This window comes from Hymenobacter lapidiphilus, from assembly GCF_003417065.2.
GTDB lineage: Bacteria > Bacteroidota > Bacteroidia > Cytophagales > Hymenobacteraceae > Hymenobacter.
Genome location: NZ_QVLT01000005.1, coordinates 110,896 through 133,445 on the forward strand (window position 1 = coordinate 110,896; position 22,550 = coordinate 133,445).

Annotated in this window: 20 protein-coding genes; 13 read left to right on the plus strand and 7 right to left on the minus strand. The window is 61.8% G+C overall.

Going from position 1 to position 22,550, the window contains the following annotated elements:
- Nucleotides 1-57 precede the first annotated feature (57 nt).
- Both D0N36_RS04575 and porW read right to left on the minus strand, forming a co-directional pair.
- The gene (locus D0N36_RS04575) at nucleotides 58-720 is read right to left on the minus strand and encodes a hypothetical protein (RefSeq protein ID WP_147320755.1); all 663 of its coding nucleotides are present in this window, start codon (nucleotides 718-720) and stop codon (nucleotides 58-60) included.
- Between the two features lie 71 nt (nucleotides 721-791).
- Nucleotides 792-3,320 carry a type IX secretion system periplasmic lipoprotein PorW/SprE gene (gene porW / locus D0N36_RS04580; protein WP_147320756.1) on the minus strand — a complete coding sequence of 843 codons (2,529 nt, stop codon included), beginning with the start codon at nucleotides 3,318-3,320 and terminating at the stop codon, nucleotides 792-794.
- 208 nt (nucleotides 3,321-3,528) lie between these two features.
- On the opposite strand from porW, the gene D0N36_RS04585 reads away from it, so the two are divergent.
- The 8 genes from D0N36_RS04585 to atpG all read left to right on the plus strand — a co-directional run bounded on the left by D0N36_RS04585 (nucleotide 3,529) and on the right by atpG (nucleotide 9,795).
- The gene (locus D0N36_RS04585) at nucleotides 3,529-3,768 is read left to right on the plus strand and encodes an AtpZ/AtpI family protein (RefSeq protein WP_116940176.1); all 240 of its coding nucleotides are present in this window, start codon (nucleotides 3,529-3,531) and stop codon (nucleotides 3,766-3,768) included.
- A gap of 186 nt (nucleotides 3,769-3,954) precedes the next feature.
- Nucleotides 3,955-4,362, plus strand: coding sequence for a hypothetical protein (locus tag D0N36_RS04590; RefSeq protein ID WP_116940178.1), 408 nt, complete (start codon nucleotides 3,955-3,957; stop codon nucleotides 4,360-4,362).
- A gap of 33 nt (nucleotides 4,363-4,395) precedes the next feature.
- Nucleotides 4,396-5,448 carry a F0F1 ATP synthase subunit A gene (gene atpB / locus D0N36_RS04595; protein WP_116940180.1) on the plus strand — a complete coding sequence of 351 codons (1,053 nt, stop codon included), beginning with the start codon at nucleotides 4,396-4,398 and terminating at the stop codon, nucleotides 5,446-5,448.
- 161 nt (nucleotides 5,449-5,609) lie between these two features.
- Nucleotides 5,610-5,870 carry an ATP synthase F0 subunit C gene (gene atpE, locus D0N36_RS04600; RefSeq protein ID WP_088465749.1) on the plus strand — a complete coding sequence of 87 codons (261 nt, stop codon included), beginning with the start codon at nucleotides 5,610-5,612 and terminating at the stop codon, nucleotides 5,868-5,870.
- A gap of 145 nt (nucleotides 5,871-6,015) precedes the next feature.
- Entirely contained in the window at nucleotides 6,016-6,510 is a 495-nt protein-coding gene (locus tag D0N36_RS04605) for a F0F1 ATP synthase subunit B (RefSeq protein ID WP_116940182.1), read from the plus strand.
- A 99-nt stretch (nucleotides 6,511-6,609) separates the two neighbouring features.
- Complete coding sequence (gene atpH / locus D0N36_RS04610; protein WP_116940184.1) at nucleotides 6,610-7,170, plus strand: ATP synthase F1 subunit delta; 561 nt, start codon at nucleotides 6,610-6,612, stop codon at nucleotides 7,168-7,170.
- A gap of 6 nt (nucleotides 7,171-7,176) precedes the next feature.
- The gene (atpA, locus tag D0N36_RS04615) at nucleotides 7,177-8,757 is read left to right on the plus strand and encodes a F0F1 ATP synthase subunit alpha (RefSeq protein ID WP_116940186.1); all 1,581 of its coding nucleotides are present in this window, start codon (nucleotides 7,177-7,179) and stop codon (nucleotides 8,755-8,757) included.
- Between the two features lie 147 nt (nucleotides 8,758-8,904).
- Nucleotides 8,905-9,795: an ATP synthase F1 subunit gamma gene (gene atpG / locus D0N36_RS04620; RefSeq protein WP_116940188.1), complete on the plus strand. Its 891-nt coding sequence runs from the start codon at nucleotides 8,905-8,907 to the stop codon at nucleotides 9,793-9,795.
- Nucleotides 9,796-9,884: 89 nt separating this feature from the next.
- Here atpG and D0N36_RS04625 read toward each other — a convergent pair whose 3' ends face one another.
- Nucleotides 9,885-10,613, minus strand: coding sequence for an HAD family hydrolase (locus D0N36_RS04625; protein ID WP_116940190.1), 729 nt, complete (start codon nucleotides 10,611-10,613; stop codon nucleotides 9,885-9,887).
- A 283-nt stretch (nucleotides 10,614-10,896) separates the two neighbouring features.
- On the opposite strand from D0N36_RS04625, the gene pafA reads away from it, so the two are divergent.
- The 3 genes from pafA (at nucleotide 10,897) to D0N36_RS04640 (ending at nucleotide 14,488) form a co-directional block, all read left to right on the plus strand.
- Entirely contained in the window at nucleotides 10,897-12,612 is a 1,716-nt protein-coding gene (gene pafA, locus D0N36_RS04630; protein WP_116940192.1) for an alkaline phosphatase PafA, read from the plus strand.
- Between the two features lie 198 nt (nucleotides 12,613-12,810).
- A complete protein-coding gene (locus D0N36_RS04635) occupies nucleotides 12,811-13,401 on the plus strand; it encodes an inorganic diphosphatase (RefSeq protein ID WP_116940195.1) in 591 nt (196 codons plus the stop codon).
- A 187-nt stretch (nucleotides 13,402-13,588) separates the two neighbouring features.
- Entirely contained in the window at nucleotides 13,589-14,488 is a 900-nt protein-coding gene (locus D0N36_RS04640; protein WP_116940197.1) for a UbiA family prenyltransferase, read from the plus strand.
- Nucleotides 14,489-14,649: 161 nt separating this feature from the next.
- Here D0N36_RS04640 and D0N36_RS04645 read toward each other — a convergent pair whose 3' ends face one another.
- A complete protein-coding gene (locus tag D0N36_RS04645; protein ID WP_116940199.1) occupies nucleotides 14,650-16,158 on the minus strand; it encodes an NAD(P)H-hydrate dehydratase in 1,509 nt (502 codons plus the stop codon).
- 145 nt (nucleotides 16,159-16,303) lie between these two features.
- Between D0N36_RS04645 and msrB the strand changes: the two genes are divergently transcribed.
- Both msrB and sdaAA read left to right on the plus strand, forming a co-directional pair.
- Nucleotides 16,304-16,762, plus strand: a complete 459-nt coding sequence (msrB, locus tag D0N36_RS04650; RefSeq protein ID WP_116940201.1) for a peptide-methionine (R)-S-oxide reductase MsrB — start codon at nucleotides 16,304-16,306, stop codon at nucleotides 16,760-16,762.
- Between the two features lie 241 nt (nucleotides 16,763-17,003).
- Nucleotides 17,004-17,909: an L-serine ammonia-lyase, iron-sulfur-dependent, subunit alpha gene (sdaAA, locus tag D0N36_RS04655; RefSeq protein ID WP_116940203.1), complete on the plus strand. Its 906-nt coding sequence runs from the start codon at nucleotides 17,004-17,006 to the stop codon at nucleotides 17,907-17,909.
- A gap of 68 nt (nucleotides 17,910-17,977) precedes the next feature.
- Here sdaAA and D0N36_RS04660 read toward each other — a convergent pair whose 3' ends face one another.
- The 3 genes from D0N36_RS04660 to D0N36_RS04670 form a co-directional block, all read right to left on the minus strand.
- Nucleotides 17,978-19,036 (minus strand): hypothetical protein, encoded by a 1,059-nt coding sequence (locus D0N36_RS04660; RefSeq protein WP_116940205.1) that lies wholly within the window; start codon nucleotides 19,034-19,036, stop codon nucleotides 17,978-17,980.
- A gap of 125 nt (nucleotides 19,037-19,161) precedes the next feature.
- Nucleotides 19,162-20,559 (minus strand): LutB/LldF family L-lactate oxidation iron-sulfur protein, encoded by a 1,398-nt coding sequence (locus tag D0N36_RS04665; RefSeq protein ID WP_116940208.1) that lies wholly within the window; start codon nucleotides 20,557-20,559, stop codon nucleotides 19,162-19,164.
- Between the two features lie 260 nt (nucleotides 20,560-20,819).
- Entirely contained in the window at nucleotides 20,820-22,502 is a 1,683-nt protein-coding gene (locus D0N36_RS04670; RefSeq protein ID WP_116940210.1) for a M28 family peptidase, read from the minus strand.
- Between the last annotated feature and the right edge of the window lie 48 nt (nucleotides 22,503-22,550).

Below are 22,550 nucleotides of genomic sequence, written 5' to 3' on the forward strand. Positions count from 1 at the left end.
CTGCCCTTAGCCCCATAATCGGTTCTTACTTATTGATTTTCAAATGCTAACAAAAGGCTAACGGTAGTTCTGGTCGTAGAAGCGCTGGTATTCGGCGGGTTTTCCTTCCTGCAGCAGCACCGGTAGGTTATCCATACCCACAACCAGGGTTTGGTAACCCGCCCCACGCAGCTTGCTCAGCGGCGACTGGGGGCCACGCAGCTTCAGGGCGTAACTCTGGGCCAGCTTGGCGTTGTCCAGCCCCTCAATGATAACGGCCTCTTCGGTTGCGTTCAGGGCCTGGCGGCGCACCTGCAAGCTGCTCGATTTGTAGAATCGGCTGTTGTAAGCCGTTAGCTGGGCGGCCAGGTCGGCCAGCGGGGGAGCAACCTTGGCCAGTACGATAACCACCGAGTGCCCGGCCGCTAAATCGACTTTGTAGGGCGAAACCGGAGCTGCAGGTGCCGGGGCTGGCGTAGCAGCAGGCGGGGCCACCGGGATAGGAGCAGGGCTGGTAGCCGGTGTAGCGGCCGGTGTGGTGGCCGGTGTAGCAGCCGGTGTGGTGGCCGGTGTAGCAGCCGGTGTGGTGGCAGGCACAGTGGGCGCTGGTGCTGCCGGGACAGTCGGCTCGGCTGTCTTCTTTGGTGCGGCGGGTGCTTTTCGGCCCCGGGCGCGGGCCTGGGCGGCCGCACGGCGGGCGGCAACGGCTTCCTCGGCCGGTGTAAGGGGGGTAGGGGCCACCGGCTCGGCCGGAACTGGGGCCTCAGGTATGACTGCCGGTGGTGTCTGGGCCGGCAGCGTGGGCTGGGTTGTTAAAACCGGGGGGGTAGTGCCAGCCGGGGTGCCTTTGCTACGACCATTGGGTGTGGCCCCCGCGCCGGGGTTACAGGCGCGGGCAGCAAAGCCTGCGGGCTGGGCTCGGGGCGGAAGCGGCGCACCGAACGAGGCTCAATCTCGCCGGGCCGGAACTCCGACTTGCCGGGTTCGGTAGTGCTGGCCATAGCGCCGGCAATCTGGCCCTGGTTGTATTTTTGGTAGGTTTCGAGGAGCGTTGCGGCTTTGGGAGCCAGCGGGCTTTCGGGGTAGTCCTTGTAGAACTTCTCTACCGCGGCTTTAGCGGTTGGCGGAGGCTGGGTGCGCACACTCAGAAGCGCCCCCAAGTAGGCCACCTGGTCGTTGAGGTCGGTTTCGGGGTACTCCTTCTTCGCCTGATCGAGCGTGGTACCGGCTTTCTTAAAGTCCTGCCGCTTGTAGGCCGCAAAGGCCGAATCGACCAGCACCGCCACCTTGGCGTTGGCCACCGAGGTACGCCGCAGATAGTCGGGGTCGGCCACCAGGCGGGCGTACGACGAGTTGGGGTAGGCCTGCCGCAGCCGCGCCGCGTATTGCTCCGCCTGGGTGGCGTCGCCCTCCTTTTTTATCAGGTACAGAATGTAAAGCGTTTCGGGCGTGTGCGGGCCCTGCGGATAGCGCCGCAACTGGGTTTCATAGGTCTCCACGGCCTTTTCGGGCTCACGCAGCTGTTGGTTGTAGATGCCGCCCAGCTGGTAAAGCGCCTCCTGGGTCTGGTCGTCAGAAGTAGTTAGCTGTGCGGGCGTCAGCGGCACGTTCTGCCGGTACTGGCCCACCAGGTCGCGCAGCTGGGCCTGTGGGTCGGCTGCGGGGCTTCCGGGGCTTCCAGGACTGCCCGGGTTCAGTCCCGTACCATTTACGGCGGTGCTGCTGTTGCCGGCAATGCTCACGGGCACGCTGCCGCCCTGCGCTGTTACGGGCGAGCTGCTGGCCTGCGTTACGGTGCGCCAGTTGTCCTGCAGGGGCCGGTCGCCCCAGCGTCTGATAAAGTCGTTGCGGGCCGTGCCCAGGGCCGTTGGGTTGTCGAAATACCACTTACCCCCGGTGTTGGCCGCCAGAAAATCCTCTGAGTTGATATTGGGCTGCAGGTCGCGGCCCGGAGCCAAGCCCACCGCGGTTTGCTGCAGGGCCTGCTGGCGCTCCAGCTCCTTGGCCTGGCGGGCGGCCAGCAGTTCGGCCTGGCGCTGGCGTTCGGCCAGCTCGGCCTCGGCGTAGGTAGTCAGGCGGGCCGTCAGCTCGTCGGGGCCGAGGCGGGCCAGCGCCTGCAGGCTGTCCTGGGTTTCTACGATAGTCAGCTGCGTGGCGAAATCCTGCAGAATTCCGGCTCGTTCGGCCACCGCTTCGTAGGCGGGGTTTGCTTTGGGCATGGCCTGCACCGTGCTGTCGTAGTAGGCCGCGGCCAGCCGGTAGCGCTGCAGGTTTTCGTAGTAGATGCGGCCCTGCAGCAGGTGGGTATACGCCTTCTGGGCCGGATTGCCCTTGGGTACGCGCACCGATTTTTCGAGCAGCGCCAAAGCCGCCGGGAAGCGTTGCTGCCGGTATTCGAGCCGGCCCATCTCGTAGTAAATCTTGTCGGTGTACTCCTTGTTGTTTGGGTCTTTGAGCAGCTTGGCGAAGTACTTGTCCAGTCGGGCGCGGTCGTTCAGGTTCAGGTCCGATACCTGCCCAAGCATCAGCTTGCTATAGAAATCCAGCTCGTAGGGCGGGTTTTTCTTCAGAATTTGATTAAGCTGGGCATATGCTTTCTTGTCGTCGCCCTGGGCCTGGTAAAGCTGGGCCAGCACGTAACGGGTGCGCGACTGCTCGTTCTTCTCCTCAATATAAGGAATGGCTTTTTCGAGATTCTCGATGGCCAGCAGCGGCTCATTTACCCGCTGGTAATACTCGGCGCGGGTCAGGAACAGGGCGCGCGCATTGCGCTCGGTACCGGCTTCCTTATCGAGGATGTTCGACACGGCTGCCACGTTGTCTAACTGATCAAGAGCTAGGAAAGTACGCATGAGCCAGACGAGGGCCTCGTGGCGGGCGTTGAGGTCTTTGCCGGTGCTGTTAACGTACTTGAACGTTTTGGCCGCGTCCTCGAACTCGCGCTTGTAGTAGCGGGCCTGGCCGATGAGCAGGTAGCTGTCGTCGGTCCAGTCGGAGCCGGGGCGGTACTGCACCGGTATCGAGGCTTTTTTAACGATGTCGTCCATGTCGGCCGTCAGGCGGGTGGCCGTCGGCTCGTCAATCACCGGAAACAACGGCAACACGCGGTTGTAGTCGTTCACCCGCTCTTTGTTGAGCTTGGCCTCCACTTCCCTCATCTTCTCGCGGGCCAGGAAGTAGGCGTTGTCGCGGGCCACTACGTTGTCGTAGGTGCGGCCCACCAGTGAGCGGCGGTCGGAGCCGGCACAGCCAGCCAATACCGTAGCCAGCAGCCCGGTAGCAGCCAGTGCTACAAGGGGGCTGAAAAGAGCAGCGCGAAGGGTCGTCGGGGTCGTCGTCAAGGCGGCAGAGAGGCTCGGGGCAGAAAAGAAGGACGGACGGAAAACGCCCGCCACCCACCGATTCGTTCGGGGGCATGGTTTTTCCTGCAACGTCGCAACCTGGGTAAAAGTACGGCTTTCTGTCCGGACGTTGCCGGCTACGGCCCCGATGCGTTGCTAACGTGCTAAGCCCTAATTTTGTCGCCCCATCCTAGTTGCCCCACCGGTTATGGCCAGCCCTATCAAGCCCAACGACCCCGATAACAGTTCCGACCGCCTGCGCGCCGTGGCCCGCTACTCGGGCATCGGCGTGCAGATGGCGGCCACCATCGGCCTGAGCACCTGGGCCGGCTACTGGCTCGACAACCACTTCCAGACCAAAACGCCCTGGTTTACGCTGGGCCTGATGCTGCTGGGCCTGTTCGCAGCCCTGTACAACGTGATTCGGGCCGTGAGCAAGGGCGAGTAGGTATTGAGTTGCGCTAAACAGCTGACAGCTTTTGATAGCAAGCAAAGCGTCATTCAGAGCGAAGCGAAGAATCTCGCGTGAACTCGTTGAACGACAACTGCGCGACGAGTTCACGCAGATTCTCGCTTCGCTCTGAATGACGCTTTCCGGCAGGCGCATCCGACAATGCGCCCACTTTTTACCTCTATGAAACCCTTCCTCAAAACCTACCTATTGTTCTGCCTGATCGTGGGCTTTGTGCTTTATGCGCTTTATAGCCAGTTCGGGCCGCGCATCATCCATCCGTTCACGGTCTACACGTTTACCTTCTTCGTGGTGCTCACGCTGGTGCTCTATCGGATGATGGAGCGGCTGTTGCGGGCCGATGCCGACAACTTTCTGGTGGCCTATTTCGGGGCCATGGTGGCCCGGCTGCTTTTGTCGCTTACACTGGTGCTGGTGTACCTTTTACGAGGCGGCGGACAGGAGGGCAATGCCCGCTGGGCCTTCCTCGGCAGCTTCTTCATACTCTATTTTCTCTTCGCCGGGTTTGAAGTATGGGCCGTTCTGAGTAACTTGCGCCCGTTTTCAAAACGGGGCGAAATCACGAAATGAAGATTTTGTGAGTAAATCCCTAAGCCACTCTGAATGAAGCGCTTACTTTTTGCCCTCCTCTGTCTCTTTTCGCTGACGGCCCGTGCCAACGAGCCGATAGCCACCACGGCCGATGCAACGGAGTCCGAAAACTTCAATCCGGGCGAGATGATTCTGCACCACATCGGCGATTCGCACGAGTGGCACTGGTTCACGCTGGGAGAAACGCATTACACCACCCATCTACCCGTTATCGCCTACCGGGCGGGCAGCGGTCTGACGGTGTTTTCGTCGCATGAGCTGGCCGAAGGTAAGGTACACGAGGGCCTGAAGCTGGACCACGAGCACCTCGTATCGACCGACGGCGCCAAGGTGTACGACTTCTCCATTACCAAGAACGTGGCCACGCTGATGATTGCTTCGGCCCTGATGCTGGTCGTATTTATAACCGTAGCCCGGGGCTATGCCAAGCGCGGCACCGCGGCCCCCCGGGGCATGCAGTCGTTCTTCGAGCCGCTCATTATTTTCATTCGCGATGAGGTAGCCAAAAAGTCCATCGGCCCGAAGTACGAGCGGTATATGCCCTACCTGCTCACCGTGTTCTTCTTCATCTGGTTCAGCAACATGCTGGGCCTGCTGCCCGGCGGCGCCAACCTTACCGGCAACATTGCCGTGACCCTGACGCTGGCCGTAATCACGCTGCTCATCACCCTGTTCAGCTCCAACAAAAACTACTGGGCCCACATTTTCGCCACGCCCGGTGTGCCCAAGGCCCTGCTGCCCATCATGATTCCGGTCGAGCTCATCGGCATCGTGGTGAAGCCCTTCTCGCTGATGGTTCGACTGTTTGCCAACATTACGGCCGGTCACATTGTAACGCTGAGCTTCATTTCGCTCATCTTCATCTTCCGCAACATTGGCATTGCGCCCGTGTCGCTGGCCTTCGGTCTGTTCATCTTCTTCCTTGAGCTGCTGGTTGCCATTCTGCAGGCCTATATCTTTACGCTGCTAACCGCCATGTACATCGGCGGTGCCGTAGAGGACCACCACGACGCCGACCTCCAGATAGGTGGCGGCGACGGTGCTGCGCCAGCGCAGGCTCACTAAATCACTTAGCTGTTAGGCTTTCCTTTCAAACTAAAAGCGGCTGGATTCAGCCGCGAAAAATAGGTTACAGAACAAAAGCTGATGGCTAACAGCTCTCAGCTAATAGCTTAAAAAAACACTCCTGACTTTTTTCCGTTTTTCACTTCCCCAAATTCTTTTTTATGCTTCTTTCTCTGTTGTTGCAGGCCATTGCTAACTCTACTGGTCTGGCTGTATTCGGTGCCGCTATCGGTGCTGGTCTGGTTGCTCTGGGTGCCGGTCTGGGCATTGGTCGTATCGGTGGTCAGGCTATGGAAGCCATCGGCCGTCAGCCAGAAGCGTCGGGCAAAATCCAGACGGCTATGCTGATCGTTGCCGCTCTGATTGAAGGTCTGGCTCTGTTCGCCGTAGTAGTTTGCCTGCTGATTTCCTTCAAGCTCTAGGGATAGAGGTAGTACCAGAGCAGCCCGCTGCGCTAGGGCGCTTTAGCGCATAGCGTAGCGGGCTGTTTTGGCTTTTCCGGTACCGGGGCCCATGGCGGCTCATCCGGATATCCGAGTCTCAAGTACTCCTTACTGATTACTTCCCATGAATATTGTAACGCCCGAACTCGGCCTGATCTTCTGGCAGGTGGTGATCTTCCTCATCGTGGTGCTCTTGTTGCGCACGTATGCCTGGAAGCCCATCCTTAGCTCCCTCAAGGAGCGCGAAAGCTCCATTGAGGGTGCCCTGCGCATGGCCGACCAGGCCAAGCTCGAAATGCAGCAACTGCAGGCTGGCAACGAAAAGCTGTTGGCTGAAGCCCGCATGGAGCGCGACCGGATTCTGAAGGAAGCCACCACCATGTCGAACCAGTTCATCGAGCAAGCCAAGACCAAGGCCACCGAAGAAGGCAGCCGCATGATTGCCCAGGCCCGCGAAGCCATCCAGAACGAGAAGAATGCTGCTTTGGCCGAGGTGAAAAACACCGCTGCCCAGCTTTCCATCGACATTGCCGAGCGCATCCTGCGTCGCGAGCTGACCGATCAGCCCGCCCAGCAGCAGCTCGTCGATTCGTACCTGAAAGAAGTAAAGCTTAACTAAGCCGTAAGCTGTAAGCTGCAAGCCGCAAGCGTCTGTTTTAGAGCAGAAGCAGGGCGAAAACTTGCAGCTTGCGGCTTGTAGCTTGCAGCTAAAAAAAATATGTCTGAACTACGAGTTGCTTCCCGTTACGCCAAGTCGCTGATTGATTTGGCCCTGGAGCGGGGTGAGCTGGAGCAGGTGAAGCAGGACATGGACCTGTTCAGCAAAACGCTGGGCGAGAACCGCGACCTGCGCATGCTGCTACGCAACCCCATTGTGAAGCACGATAAGAAGCTGGCGATTCTGCAGGCTATTTTCGGCGGCAAAGTCACGACGCTGACGGAGAAGTTCTTCACGCTCGTAACCCAGCACAACCGCGAAGACTCGCTCGTTTTCATCGGCGACGAGTTTCTCAAGCAGTACAACCTGAAAAAGGGCGTGCAGGTGGCCCAGGTAACCACGGCCACCGCCCTCGACCCCGCGTTGCGCGAGTCGCTCAGCCAGCTCGTGCGCGAGCAGGCAGGCTTGCCCGAGGTAACGCTCCAGGAAAAAGTAGACCCAGCGCTGATTGGGGGCTTCGTGCTCCGCATCGGCGACCGGCTCATCGACGACTCGGTGAGCTACCGGTTGCGCAAGCTGCGCACCGAATTCTCGAAGAATCCCTACCAACCCCAACTATAACCCACCATGGCAGACGTACGTCCGGATGAAGTATCCGCCATTCTGCGGGAGCAACTCTCCAACTTCAAAACCGAAGCCGAACTCGAAGAGGTGGGCACGGTACTGCAGGTTGGCGACGGTGTAGCCCGCATCTACGGCCTGGGCAACGCCCAGTCGGGGGAATTGCTCGAATTTGAAAATGGCCTGCAGGCCCTGGTGCTGAACCTGGAAGAGGATAACGTGGGTGCAGTAATGCTCGGCGACTACTCCGAAATCCGCGAGGGTGCCACCGTGCGCCGCACCAATAAGATTGCCTCCATCAAGGTGGGCGAGGGCATCGTGGGCCGCGTGGTAAACACGCTGGGCCAGCCCATCGACGGTCGTGGCCCCATCCAGGGCGAGACCTTCGAGATGCCCCTGGAGCGCAAGGCGCCCGGCGTAATTTACCGCCAGCCGGTAACCGAGCCCATGCAGACCGGCATCAAGTCGATTGACGCGATGATTCCGATTGGCCGGGGCCAGCGCGAGCTGATTATCGGCGACCGGCAGACCGGTAAGTCGGCCGTTGCTATTGACACCATCCTCAACCAGCGCGAGTTCTTCGAGCGCGGCGAGCCGGTTTTCTGCATCTACGTAGCCGTAGGCCAGAAAGCCTCGACCGTAGCTCAGGTGGTAAACGCCCTGACCAAGGGCGGTGCCATGGACTACACCGTGGTGGTATCCGCTTCGGCTTCCGACCCGGCGCCGCTGCAGTTCTACGCGCCCTTCACCGGGGCCGCCATCGGCGAGTACTTCCGCGATACGGGCCGTCCGGCCCTGGTGGTGTACGACGACTTGTCGAAGCAGGCTGTAGCGTACCGTGAGGTGTCGCTATTGTTGCGTCGTCCTCCCGGACGTGAGGCATACCCCGGCGACGTATTCTACCTGCACAGCCGCCTGTTGGAGCGTGCCGCTAAAATCAACGCCTCGGACACCATCGCTCAGGCGATGAACGACCTGCCCGACAGCATCAAGCACCTGGTGAAAGGCGGCGGTTCGCTGACGGCTCTGCCCATCATCGAGACCCAGGCCGGCGACGTTTCGGCGTACATCCCGACCAACGTAATTTCGATTACGGATGGCCAGATCTTCCTCGAAACCAACCTGTTCAACTCCGGTGTGCGTCCCGCTATCAACGTAGGTATCTCGGTGAGCCGCGTAGGTGGTAACGCCCAGATCAAGTCGATGAAGAAAGTGGCTGGTACGCTGAAACTTGACCAGGCCCAGTTCCGCGAGCTGGAGGCCTTCGCCAAGTTCGGCTCCGACCTCGACGCCTCGACCCGCCTCACCATTGAGCGCGGCCGTCGTAACCTCGAAATCCTGAAGCAGCCCCAGTTCTCGCCCCAGCGCGTGGAAGACCAGGTGGCCATCATCTACGCCGCCACCAACGGCCTGCTCGACAAAGTGCCCGTGAACAAGGTGCGCGAGTTCGAGAAGGAGTTTACCCAGACCATGCAGACCCGCCACGCTCCCGAGCTGGCGGCCCTGAAGGCCGGCAAGCTCGATGACACCATCATCGGGGCCATCCGCCAGGTAACCAAGGACCTGTCGGCCCAGTACGCCGCTTAATTTAAGCTGTTAGCCAGTAGCTGTTAGCTGTCAGCTTCCGTTCAGGAGGCGCCGCTGACAGCTGCTGGTAAGCGCTTCCTGCTGCCCACTTAACGAGGGTAGCAGGTGAGCTAACAGCTAACAGCTTATAGCTAACAGCTCAAAAAAATGGCTAACCTAAAAGAAGTCCGTAACCGCATTGTGTCGGTGCAGAGCACGCAGCAGATTACCAAAGCCATGAAAATGGTGGCGGCGGCCAAGCTGCGGCGCGCCCAGGACAACATTCTGCGCATGCGGCCCTACGCCCTGCGGCTCAACGGCATTCTGGGCAACCTGACGGCCCTTGCCGGCGAGGAGCTGCAGAGCGAGTACGCCGTGGTGCGCGACGTGCGCCGCGTGCTCATCATTGCCGTTACCTCCGACCGGGGTCTGGCGGGCGCTTTTAACAGCAACGTGTTCAAGGCGACGAATGCGCTGGTGCAGAGCCGCTACGCCGAGCAGGCCGCTTCGGGCAGCGTAACGGTGATGGCAATCGGCAAGAAGGCGCACGAGTACTTCGGGAAGCGCGGGCCGCTGCTGGGCGATTACCAGCACGTGTTCGGGCAGCTCTCGTTTGAAACCGTGCGCCAAGCCGCCGAGCAGGCCATGGATGGCTTCCGCAACGGCGAGTACGACGAGGTGACCATGGTGTACAACGAGTTCCGCAACGTGGCCACCCAGGTGGTGCAGGTGCAGCAACTGCTGCCCCTGGTACCTACCGAGCAGCCCGTTACCGAAGCAACCACCAGCAACGTGGACTACATCTTCGCGCCTTCGCAGGAGGAGATTATGCGGACCCTGATTCCCCAGTCGCTCAAGATTCAGCTCTACAAGGCGGTGCTGGAAAGCAACGCCTCGGAGCACGGCGCCCGCATGACGGCCATGGATAAGGCCACCGATAACGCCGGTGAGCTACTCAAGGAGCTCAAACTAACCTACAACCGTACCCGCCAGGCGGCCATCACCACCGAGATTCTCGAAATCGTAGGTGGCGCCGAGGCTCTGGCTGCCAGCCGGTAATTGCTTGAGCTATTAGCCGACAGCTGTTAGCTGATAGCTTCTGTTTAACGGCCCGCTTCCGCAAGGAGGCGGGCCGTTTTGCGTGTATTTCACCCCTGCATGTACTGCCGCTTCGCCAGTTCCTTGCTGGGCTTGGGGGCGTTGGGGTGAGCAGCCAGCAGCTCCAGTATCCGTTGGGGCGTTAGGTGGGTGAAATCGGGGATGACGGTGAGTGGGGCCTGGAAGTCGGCAGCTTTAAGGGTGGTGCTGACGGCAATGCAGCGCATGCCGGCGCGGTAAGCGGCTTGCTCGCCCAGCAGGGCATCTTCAAACACCACGCACCGCGCCGGGGGCAGGCCCAGCTTGCGGGCAGTGGTGAGGTAGGTGTCGGCGTGGGGCTTGCCTTTGGCTACGTCGTCTTTGCCCACCACCACATCGAAATAGCGACGCAGGTCGAGGTAATCGAGGATGTAGCTGATGGTTTCGGTGCCCGAGCCGGTGCCCAGCGCGATGCGGAACCCGGCCGCCCGGGCCGCCTGCAAAAAGCCGCGCAGGCCGGCCAGCTCCTGCCGCTTGTTCCAGTACAGCACCCGGTACAGCAGCTCGCGCTGGGCGGCGTACTCCGCCAGCTGCTTCTTAGGCACGGGGTTGGTAAACACGTTTTCCAGAATCTGGCTGGCGGGCATGCCGTTGAGGCGGCGCAGCAGCCGGCGGGCGTTGGTGCGCAGGCCCAGGTCGCGGAACAGCAGCTGGAACGCCCGCGCCTGGGCGGCGGTGTTGTCGATGATGACGCCATCCATATCGAAAATGAGGGCGTAGGGGAGGGGAGAAGTGGGCATAGCGGGTGGGTGGATAAGGGAGATGGTGAATGAGAGGAAGCAAAAAAGGCTGTCATGCTGAGCGAAGCGGAGCGTAGTCGAAGCATCTCTACCGCTTCGTTGTAATGCCAAACAGACGCCAGGATTACCATTGCAGTAGAGATGCTTCGACTACGCTCCGCTTCGCTCAGCATGACGTGCTTTTTCGTTCTGTTTCTCCCTTACGTCAGTCCCGGCCCTTCCCGTTACCTTTACCCGTTGAACCGCCCGTCGTCCTCGGGCGGCGGCCTTATCGACCTTTGCCTTGAAAAGAAGCCTGACCCTGCTGCTGGCCGCCACATTGGCGCTGCCCGCCCTCGCCCAGAAGAAGAAGCCCACCGCCGCCACGCTGGAACGCCCGAAGCTGGTGGTGGGCATTGTGGTGGACCAGATGCGCTACGACTACCTCTACCGCTACTGGAGCAAATACGGCCAGGGCGGGTTCAAGCGGCTGCTGGGCGAAGGGTTCAGCTACGAGAATGCCCACTTCAACTTCGTGCCCACCTACACCGGGCCGGGGCACGCCAGCATTTATACCGGAACCACGCCCTCGGGCCACGGCATCATCGGCAATAACTGGCTGGTGCGTGAAACCGGCCGGGCCACCTACGTAACCGAAGACAAAACGGTGCAGCCCGTGGGCGGCTCGCTGGAAGCCGGCCAACAGTCGCCGGCCCACATGCTGGCCACCACCATCACCGACGAGCTGCGGCTGGCCACCAACTTCGAGAGCAAGGTGATTGGTGTGTGCATCAAAGACCGGGGCTCGATTCTGCCCGCCGGCCACGCCGCCAACGCCGCCTACTGGTACGACGGCACCAACGGCGCCTTCATCAGCAGCACCCACTACATGCAGCAGCTGCCCGCCTGGGCCGCTACGTTCAATGCCGAAGGCCGGGCCGCCAAGTACCTCGACCAGCCCTGGAACACGCTGCTGCCCATTGCCCAGTACACCGAAAGCACCGCCGACGATGTGGCCTGGGAAGCGGCTTTCCGGGGCGAGGAGCGGCCGGTATTCCCGCACGACCTGCCGACGCTGAGCGCCCGGCTGCCGGCCGCCGTAAAGGGCGCGTTGCAGGCCACGGGCGAGAAAACGGCCCCCATCCGCAACCTCGACCTCGTGCGCTCGACGCCCTTCGGCAACTCGCTGACCCTGGACTTCGCTTTGGCAGCCATGCAGGCCGAGCAGATGGGCCAGCGCGGCACCACCGACTTTCTGGCTCTGTCCTTCAGCTCGCCCGATTACGTCGGCCACCAGTTCGGGCCTAACTCGATTGAGGCCGAGGATACCTACCTGCGCCTCGACCAGGACCTGGCCCGCCTCTTTGACTACCTCGACCGCACGGTGGGCAAGCGGCAGGCGCTGGTGTTTCTGAGCGCCGACCACGGTGCCGCCCACTCGCCCAACTTCCTGCTCGAACACAAGCTGCCGGCCGGCTCGGTGGGCCCGCGCCTCATGCGCGACTCGCTGCAGCAGCAGTTGGTGCGCCGGCTGGGGCCCGGCCAGTGGGTGCAGAGCTACGAGAACCAGCAGGTGTACCTCAACCGCCCGCTCATCGCCCAAAAAAAGCTCGACCTGTACACGGTGCAGCGCCTGACGGCCGAGCTGATGCTGGGTTTCTCGGGCGTAACGCGGGCGCTGGCCGCCGAAGACGTGCAGAAGTCGCACTGGGAAAGCGGGCTGCTGATGTACCTCGAAAACGGCTACTACCCCAAGCGCAGCGGCGACGTGCTGGTGGTAATTGCCGCCGGCTGGTTGGAATCGTACGCCTACCCCATCAACAAGGGCACCACCCACGGCTCGGGCAGTTCCTACGACACGCACGTTCCCATGCTGTTCTGGGGCTGGGGCGTGAAGCCGGGCAAGTCGTCGGCTCCGGTGAAGATTACCGATATTGCGTCCACGTTGGCGCGCTGGCTGCACATTCAGGAGCCGAGCGCCAACACCGGCGAGCCGTTGCGCGAAGTGTTGGGCTGGTAGGGTTTTTTGAGCCGTTAGCTAAAAGCTAGTAGCTGTTAGCTTTTGTTCAGACTTGGGCTTTCGACTGCTTACCTTTGTTTCCCGTATAGGCCGGCTGGCGGATAACGCTGCCGGTTTGGCGTAGCCTGCCAACCTTTCTGTATTTACTCATTTCAAGCTAACAGCTACTAGCTCTCAGCTACTAGCTCCAAAAAACACATGGCCAAATTTAACCCCTGGCACGACGTAAGCCGCGGCGACAACGTCCCCCAAACCGTTACCGGCATCATCGAAATCCCGAAAGGCTCGAAGGCCAAGTACGAGCTGGACAAAGACAGCGGCATGCTGAAACTGGACCGCGTGCTGTTCTCGGCCGTGCATTACCCGGCCGCCTACGGCTTCATCCCCAAAACCTACTGCGACGACAACGACCCGCTGGATATTCTGGTGCTGTGCTCGGTGGAAATCGTGCCCATGTGCCTCGTAGAGGCCAAGGTTATCGGCGTGATGCAGATGGTGGACGGCGACGAGGAGGACGACAAAATCATTGCCGTAGCCGCCCACGACATCTCCGTCAACCACTACAACGAGCTCGACGACCTGCCGCCGCATACGCTGCGCGAAATGCAGCGCTTCTTCGAAGACTACAAGGCCCTGGAGCACAAGTCGGTAACGGTGCAGCGCTTCCTGCCCCGCGAGGAGGCTTACCGCATCATCGACGAGAGCATCCGTCTCTACAACGAAACCTTCCCCAACGGCAACGACCACGAGGCTGTACTGGCCAAGGAGGAGGTAGGAGCGAAGAGCTAGAAGCACAACCAGCACGACGTAGGGGCGGGGCTTGCCCCCGCCCGCCGTTGAACAAATCCCATTGGCCGGTTGAGAGCCATCAGTGGGGTCGTTCAACGGCGGGCGGGGGCAGGCCCCGCCCCTACATCGTTCTGCCGACCGCCTGCCACCGCTTTCGTAGCCCCCCGCCACGCCTTAACTTGCTCCCATGCAAGCCGCCCGCCCTACTTCCGAAACCCCAACCCTGCCGCTGGCCGGGTGGCGGCAGGTGCTCAATGCGGTGCTCTACAGCAGCGTGTGGCTTTCGGTGGCGGCCCTGGGGCTGATGTGGGCGACGTTTCTGTTCTGGGGCGTTCATATCTCGGTACGGCTGGGCGGGCTGATATTCGCCGCCACCCTCTTCCTCTACAACCTCGACAGCGTGCTGCCCTACAAGCACGGCCAGCTGCCCGGCGCCACCCGCCGCAAGCAGTGGATTCGGGCCCACCGTCACCAGCTATTGGCCCTCACGGTAGCGGCCGGCGCGGCGGCGGGGTGGCTGTACCTGACCCATGCCCGACTGCTGCCCCTCACGCTGTTCGGCGGCCACCTGGCGCTTATCTCGGTGCTCTACTCGATGCCGCTGTGGCGCCGCCGGGGCCGCTGGTGGGCCCTGCGCGACCTGCCGCTACTCAAGGTGTTCCTCATCGCCTACGTCTGGTCGGCCGTCACCGTCTGGATACCTGCCTTGTACCTGGGCCGCGACTGGGCGTCGCCGGTGGTGCTGGTGCTTTTCGCCCGCCGCTTCCTGCTCATTCTGGCCCTGGCGCTGGTTTTCGACATTCGCGACTACAGCAAGGACCGGCTGACTGGTACCCGCACGTTTCCGGGTATGCTGGGCATCCGGGCTACCAAATGGCTGGGGCTGGTGGCCCTGCTGGCTGCCGCGCTGCTGGTGCCGCCCGGCGTATCGGTGGCGCACGCCGTGGCGCTGGTGGCGCCGCTGGGGCTGGCCGCCGCCGTCATCTGGTTCGCCGAAGAGTCGCGCCCCGACTACTATTTTGCCCTGCTCACCGATGGGGTAATGGTCGTGCAATTCGTAGCCGTGTGGCTGGCGGTGGGACGGTAAGAGAGTGGGGTCGGGCAGAAGGGGATAGAAAAGAACGTGGTCATGCTGAGCGGAGCATCTCTACCGCAATGGCAATTCTGTCGTTGAGTTTACCATTGCGGTAGAGATGCTTCGACTCCGCTCCGCTCAGCATGACCACGTTCTTTTTCCTCCCAACTCACTCAATCCATCAACTCCTGCAGCGCCGGCCCAATAAACCGCACGATGTCCGAGGCGAGCAGGCCGGCGTGGCCGGTGTGGGGCAGGGCCAGGTCGGCGGCGCGGCCGTGGGCGTGCAGGCCTACGAGCGCCGCAGTGAGGGGCGAAATGCCTTTGTGGGCCCGTAGCGCCAGCAGCAGGCCGGTAAGTACGTCGCCGCTGCCACCGCTGGCCATGCCCGGGTTGCCGGTGCTGTTGAAGTAGATGTTGCCGTCGGGCGTGGCCAGAGCGGTGTAGGTTCCTTTGAGCACGCAGTAGCAGCGGGTGCGGCCCGTGAAGTCGCGGAGCTGTTCGAGGCGGTGGTAGTCGTCGTGGGCGGGCTCGCCCACGAGGCGCTCGAACTCTTTGGGGTGGGGCGTGAACAGCGAGTCGGGCGGCAGCAGCTTCTGCAGTTCGGGGTAGGCACTTAACAGGTTAAGCGCATCGGCGTCGATGACGAGCGGAACCTTAGCCGTTTCGAGCAACTGCTGGAGCACCGCGCGGGTTCCGTCGTGCTGCCCCAGCCCCGGCCCGATGCCTACGGCGGCATAGGGCGTCAGGTCGGGAAGCTCGGTGATGAAGTCGGTAGCCGGGTCGGCCAGGCACATGGCTTCTGGGGCTGATATCTGGAGGATATCGTAGCCCACGGCCGGTACGCGGGTGGTCATCAGCCCCACGCCCGCCCGCAGGCAAGCCTGGGTAGCCAGCACCGCCGCCCCGATTTTGCCCTTGCTGCCGGCCAGCAGCAGCGCGTGCCCAAAGGTGCCCTTGTGGCTGAATTTCGGCCGCTTCGGCAGTCGCCCCCGTAGCTCATCAGCCGTCACAAAGTGCCTATCGGCCGCCGTGTCCTGGAGCGTCTGCGCGTCGAGGCCAATGGGCAGCAGCCGCCAGTCGCCCACAAAATTGGCGTTCTGGGGCAGCAGGAAGGCCAGCTTGGGCAGCTCGAAGCTCAGCGTATAAGCCGCCCGCACAACGGCGCAGTCGGCCGGCTGGGGCGCGTCGGCATAAAGGCCCGAGGGCATATCCACTGCCACCACCGTTGCGCCCGAGTCGTTGAGGTGCCGCACCAGCGCCGCGGCCACGCCCTCTAACGGGCGGCTCAGGCCGGTGCCGAACAGCGCATCGACCACTACCGCCGTGGCCGGAATGCCGGGCAGCTTAGCGGGGTCGATTTCCTGGCCAATCAGCCCGGCGGGGAGCTGCTGCTTTTGGTGGGTGAAGTCGGCCGAGTGCCGGGCGGCCGGCAGCAGCCAGAGGCGCACGGGGTAGCCAGCGCGGTGCAGGTTGCGGGCCACCACCAGTCCGTCGCCGCCGTTGTTGCCCGGCCCGCAGCACACGTGGATTTCGGTGTCGTAATCGAGCAGCAGTTCATCGAGCAGCCAATCGGTAACGGCGTCGGCGGCCCGCTCCATCAGGTCGACCGAGGTGATGTTCTGAGCTTTGATAGTGGCCTGGTCGAGGGCGCGGGTCTGGATGGGAGAGAGGAGTTTCATACGCTGTATACCAATGGCCGGCTCCGATAGATGCTACCAGCCACCAAAAATCCGCCCGGGTAGTCCGCCAGAAACTTCCGGCCCGGTCGGCGCGTTTGTAGCAGGAGCCTGCGGGCTGCATTTACCCATTCAACCCGACCACCTTATGCAAACCTGGAACGATATTATCCGGCTGGCCAATCATGGCAGCCCGGCCCCCGATAAGCGCGTGGAGAAAACCGATGCCGAGTGGCGCGCTCAGCTCACGCCCGAGCAGTACCACGTTGCGCGCGAGCACGGCACCGAGCGGGCTTTCAGCGGCGAGCATTGCGAAGCCCACGAGGCGGGCCTGTACGCCTGCATCGGCTGCGATACGCCGCTCTACGACTCGCGCACCAAGTTCGACTCAGGCACCGGCTGGCCCAGCTTCACCCAGCCCATCACCGAAAACGCCCTCAGGTACAAAAAGGACGTCAGCTTCGGCATGACGCGCATTGAGGTACTCTGCAACGCCTGCGACGCCCATCAGGGCCACGCCTTCCCCGACGGCCCGGCGCCCTCCGGCGTGCGGCTCTGCATCAACTCGGCTTCGGTGAAGCTGGTGAGCGAAAAGCAGGAAGCGTAAGCCCCCTAATCAACCCTGGAAATTCGGTTAAAAGCCCTTTCGCACCTTGCGGAAGGGCTTTGCTGCGCCAGCGCAGGCCGCGGCCATTGTGCCCCGGCCCGAAAGGCCGGGGCCGGATAGCGCGGGCCGAGTAAATTATGCCGATTTTTGCACCCCCACCGCGCCGCCCTGGTTATGCGCGTATCCACTTCCCAGCCACTGGGAGCGAAGCTCTGCCTCGTCCCACTTTCCCACCCCGCCCATGTCCCTGCTCTTCACCAATTTCCACAGCTGGCAGGCTCACTGCTCGTCGACCAACGAACCGCTTTTCCAGCCCGTCCTCACCTACGAGATTGAGCAGAAGGGCCGGACCGAAGAGCAGATTTGGGACGGCCTGCAACGGGCCTACGATGTGATGCGCGACGCCGTGCACACCGGCCTGACCCAGGACATGACCTCGCGCTCGGGCATGGTGAACAATGGGGCCAAGAAAATTGCCGCCTCGCCCATCACCGTGCTGTCGCCCGAGTTTAAAAACCTGGTTACGCGGGCGCTGGGGGCGAAGGAAGTGAATTCGTGCATGGGCCGGGTGGTGGCCGCGCCCACGGCCGGCGCCTCGGGCATTTTGCCCGGTGTACTGGTTACGCTCCAGGATATTCATAAGCTGGAAGACCGCTCTATTCTGGAAGGGCTGCTGGTGGCGGCCGGCATTGCCCTCATCATTGAGCAGAATGCCTCGCTGGCCGGCGCCGTGGGCGGTTGCCAGGCTGAAACCGGCTCGGCCGCGGCCATGGGTGCCGGCGCCATTGTGTACTGCCTGGGCGGCTCGGTGTCAGAGGTTTTTGCGGCCGTCGCCATTACTATCCAGTGCATGCTGGGCCTCATCTGCGACCCGGTGGCGGGCCTCGTGGAGGTGCCCTGCGTGGTGCGCAACGCCTCGGCCGCCGCCATTGCCTTCAGCTCGGCCCAGATTGCCATTGCCGGCGTCGACCCCGTAATTCCCGTAGACCAGTGCGTGGCGGCGTTGGGCGAAGTGGGCGAGAGCATGGAAACCCGTTATAAGGAAACCGCCCTCGGTGGCCTCGCCAACACCCCCCGCGGCCGCGAAATCGAGAAAATGGTCCTCGTGCAGGACGTGCAGATTCTGCCGGACGAGGACGGCGAATAAGTAGTTGGATAACAGGGTAAGTTGGTGAAGTCGCCCCATAGTGATAGGCCGAATACTCCGCCACCAACTCACCCATTGTCCTTGTTTGCCAACCAGTCGTTGTCCAGCTCGCTGCCTGGGTTCATAGTGATGCGGGCCAGATGGACGACGGCGCGAGAGTAGCGGCGACGAAGCTCGTGGTATTGCTTCCAGGCTTCATCTTCGGGGTGTAGGTCGAGGCCGGCTTCACGGAGTTGCTCGTGGGCCCGGGCAAAGCTAGCGCGAGTGATCGGGTCTTCGGGCGAGTGTGCTGCATCTTCTTCAAATTTGAAGAAGCGGGCCACCCTGTTTAAGGCTACGCAGCCAGCCTTAAAGCACACCTGCAAGTGCGGGTTGGCTTGTTGGTCGAGGCTGCTGGTGATGAGGGCGGCCGTATCGAGAATGACGCCGGCAGTGGTTACCCAGGAGCGGCCGGGCTGAGGCGAGCGGAAAAACGACAGGATAGGCAGGGAAGTGTGGGTTTCCTCGATTTCGATAAACCACTGCTCCCAGTCCTGCCACTGCTGCGGGTTGTCTTGCAGGGCATTGGTGCGGTCGAGCCAGCGGATAAGCTCAGTAGCCGAGGCCTTGCCGCCGGCCCGCAGATCCAGGCGGGCCACCGTCTGCTCACGCCGCGAGAAAGCCTGGTACATGGTAGGCAGGTAGGAAATGAGCAGTGTGAGCAGCAGTAGGCCCAGCGTCGCCTCGGAGTACGAGACGATATTAGCCCACATGTTATGGCTGGGTTCCTCCGAGCCCAGCGTAAGCAACGAGCTGTTGCTGATGCGGAAACAGCGCCCCAGATGGCCCTCGCCCAATGCCCAGAAGATGAGCGTGTAGCTCACGCTCAGCAGCGCCAGCCACACTATCGGCAGCATAATCAGGCCGATGGGAGCGTAGAGAGCCATTACTCGGTCGCGCTGAGCGTAGGTGCGGCCCAAGCTGGCCACGGCACTGAACAGCACCCGGATACTGCGAAACACCCAGCTGCTAAGCAGCACGTTGTCGTTGCGGGGCAGCACGAACGAGCGCACGGCCCCAAACAGGGTGCTTATCACCAGAAAGATGCCGCCGACCAAGGCTAGCGCGCGCAGTACAATATCCAGCATAAGCTCCGGGGGCGCAGCAGCAGGCCGCCTGCCTTTTACTGCCTATGGCCCGCTGGAGTTGGCAAGCACTATTATCTCTAAAATGATAAGCTACTGTTCCTAAAGCTTCTCAATATTAGGAAGCTTCACTTCCGCGCCTTCCATAGCTGGCGGAACGTTTTGGGGGCTACCTGTACGGCGTCGCGGCGCTTGCTCCAGCCGACCTGGCCCAGCAGGCGGCTTAGCACCCAGTTTTTGGCCGCGGCCGGAGCCAGGTCCCAGACCCAGCGGTGCTTCATGCCGTGCAGCCAGAGGCCAATGGCGCGCCGTTCCTCGGGGTCGGTGTAGCCGGCTTGCACGCTCTGCTGGCGGTTTTTGAGCAGCAGGTTGTGAATGGGAATCTTCACCGGGCACACCGAAGTGCAGGCCCCGCACAAGCTGCTGGCTAAGCTCAGGTGCTTGTTTTCCTCCAGGCCCGAGAGGTGGGGCGTAATCACCGAGCCGATGGGCCCCGAGTAAGTGGCCTCATAGCTGTGGCCGCCGATGTTCTTGTACACCGGGCACACATTCAGGCAGGCGCCGCAGCGGATGCAGTTGAGGGCCTCGCGCTGCTCGGGTTGGGCCAGCAGGTTGGTGCGGCCGTTATCGAGCAAAATCACGAACATCTCCTCCGGGCCGTCCTTTTCCAGCGGCTGGCGCGGGCCGGTGTATATAGTGTTGTACACCGTCAGCTGCTGGCCGGTGCCGCTGGTACTGAGCAGCGGCCAGAACAAATCCAGGTCGCGCAGCCGCGGAATAACCTTCTCGATGCCCACAATGGCAATGTGCGTGTGTGGGAAAGTGGCCGAGAGGCGGGCGTTGCCCTCGTTTTCCGTCACGCAGACCGCCCCCGTATCGGCCACCAGGAAGTTGCCGCCCGTAATGCCCACCTCAGCCGCGGTATACTTGTCGCGCAGCAGGTGGCGGGCCGTGAGCACGAGCTCCTGGGCGTCATCGGTGTGGGCAATGCCGAGGTGCTTGACGAAGATGTCGGCAATATCAGCCTTGCTTAGGTGCATGGCCGGCGTAACGATGTGGTAGGGCCGCTCGCCGTTGAGCTGCACGATGAACTCGCCCAAATCTGTCTCTACCGACTCGATTCCGCGCTTTTCTAGATACGCGTTGAGGTGAATTTCCTCGGTGGTCATGCTCTTGGCCTTTACCACAGTGCGGGCCTGGCGGCGCTCCATAATCTTGCCTACCTCGGCCAGGGCCTCCGCCGCATCGCGCGCCCAAATCACCTGGCCGCCGCGCTTGGTAAAGTTCTCCTCGAACTGCAGCAGGTACTCATCGAGGTGATTGATGACCTCCGTTTTCAGGTACGAAGCCCGGCTGCGGGCCAGCTCATGGTCGGCATAGAAGCCCATGCCGGTGGTTACGGCCGTGTTGTACTTACCAATGTTGAAGCGGATTTTGCGGCGGTGCTCCAGGTCGAAGGCCTTGCGGTCGGTATCGACGAGGAACTGGGCGGCTTTGGTCGGGGCGGGGGCGGCAGTCGGCTTCATGGCAATAGGGCGTCGTTGAACAGGGTCAGACAAATATAAAAACCCGCCGGACCAGAATCGGTTCGGCGGGTTTTTGTCTGCTTAAGAGTGAGAAGGAGATATAGAACGTCATTCAGAGCACATGGCGCATAGAGCCAGGGACGAAGAATCTCGCGTGCTGATGTTGTAATGGAAACTTGACGTCAGCACGCGAGATTCTTCGTCCCTGACTCTATGCGCCATGTGCTCTGAATGACGTTCTATATCTCACTTCTAAAAATCTACTTCTTGTTCGAGTCCACCACAATGCGCTTGTCGCGGTTGGCCAGGTCCCAGGCAGTGTAGAACACGAGGTGGGCGCGCTTTTCCATCTGCGGAAACTCGATCTTCTCCACTTCGTCGCCCGCGGCGTGGTAGTCGTCGTGCACGCCGTTGAAGAAGAAGGCCACCGGAATGCCGTGCTTGGCGAAGTTGTAGTGGTCGGAGCGGTAGTAGAAGCGGTTGGGGTCCTCGGGGTCGTTGAAACGGAAGTCGAGGTCTATCTTGGTGTACATCTCGTTCTGGGCCTGCACGATGGTGTGCAGTTCCGAGCTCAGCTTGTCGGAGCCGATAACGTACACGTACTCGGGTTTGCCCTCGTGGTCCTTGTCGGTGCGGCCCACCATATCGGTGTTCAGATCGACTACCGTGTTTTCGAGCGGAAAAATCGGGTGGTCGGTGTAGTATTCGGAGCCTAACAGGCCTTTTTCTTCGCCCGTTACGGCCAGAAACAGGATGCTGCGGCGCGGACCGTGGCCCTCGGCTTTGGCCTTTTGAAAGGCCTGCGCCATTTCCAGCACCGTTACCGTGCCCGAGCCGTCGTCGTCGGCACCATTGTGCACCTCACCGTTGATGATGCCGATATGGTCGTAGTGGGCCGACAGAATCACCAGCTCGTCCTTGCGGTCGGTGCCTTCGAGGTAGCCCATCACGTTTTCCGTCACGAAATCCTCGTTTTTGCGCGCGGCCAGTACCGTGGCTTTAGCGGGTCGGAAAGGGCTCACGACCGGCTTGCCGGCCTGGGTTACGGCGGCGGCATACTTGGGCACCGTCTGGGCATTGGTACCCAGTAGCTTGTAGCCAGCGGCCGGCGACACGAAGTAGGCGGTTGGCCGGGTGGTGCCGGGCTTGGCATCCTTGAAGGCAATACTGGGCCGGCTGATGTAGGGCGCCATGCGGGCGGCCAGCTTGCTGAAGTTGCTGTTGGGGTCGAAATCGACGAAGAATACCGAGCGGGCGCCCTTTTGGGCGGCCATAGTCAGCTTGGCTCGGTAATCCTGGCCCCACTTGCTGTTCTGGCCGTCTTTGCCCAGCAGCGCGGTGCCTTTGGTGGTCTGGGGCTCGCCCAGCATAATCAGCAGGTCCTTGCCCTTCACGTCGCCCAGGCTGGCGTAGTCGGAGTAGCCGTCCTGCTCGATGCCGTAGCCCGCGAATACGGGCTGCACGGCCGTGGGGGCCGCGAAACCCTGGCCGCCGAGGGCGTAGAAATCAGTGAGCCACTTATAAGTATCGTTCCCGATTTTAAGTGTGGCGCCATCGGCCCAGCTGCCGCGCACCATCGTGAAGTGCTGAACGTAGGGGTTGTCGGAGCCTTTTACCGGGCCCTGCAGGCCGAGGTCGGCGAACTGCTTGGCGAGGTAGTCCATGGCCATTTTCTGGCCTTTCTCGCCGGTTTCGCGGCCCTCGTATTCATCCGAAGCCAAGATGGTGAGGTGCTGGCGCAGGTCGGCCTGGGTGATGGTTTCGGCGTAAGTGCGGGCCAGGCCCGCGGTGGCAGCCGTTGCACCGGGAGTAGCCACGGCAGTAGCCGTGGTGGCAGTGGTGGCAGTGGCGGCTGCGCCCTTAGTCAGCGGCTGCTGGGTGGCGCAGGAAGCGGCCGTGAAGCCCGCCGCCAGCAGGTAGGCGAAGTGGGATGGTTTAAGCATGGGTTTGTTGGAGGGAATTGGACGCTTGGATTGGTTAAGAAGCGGTGG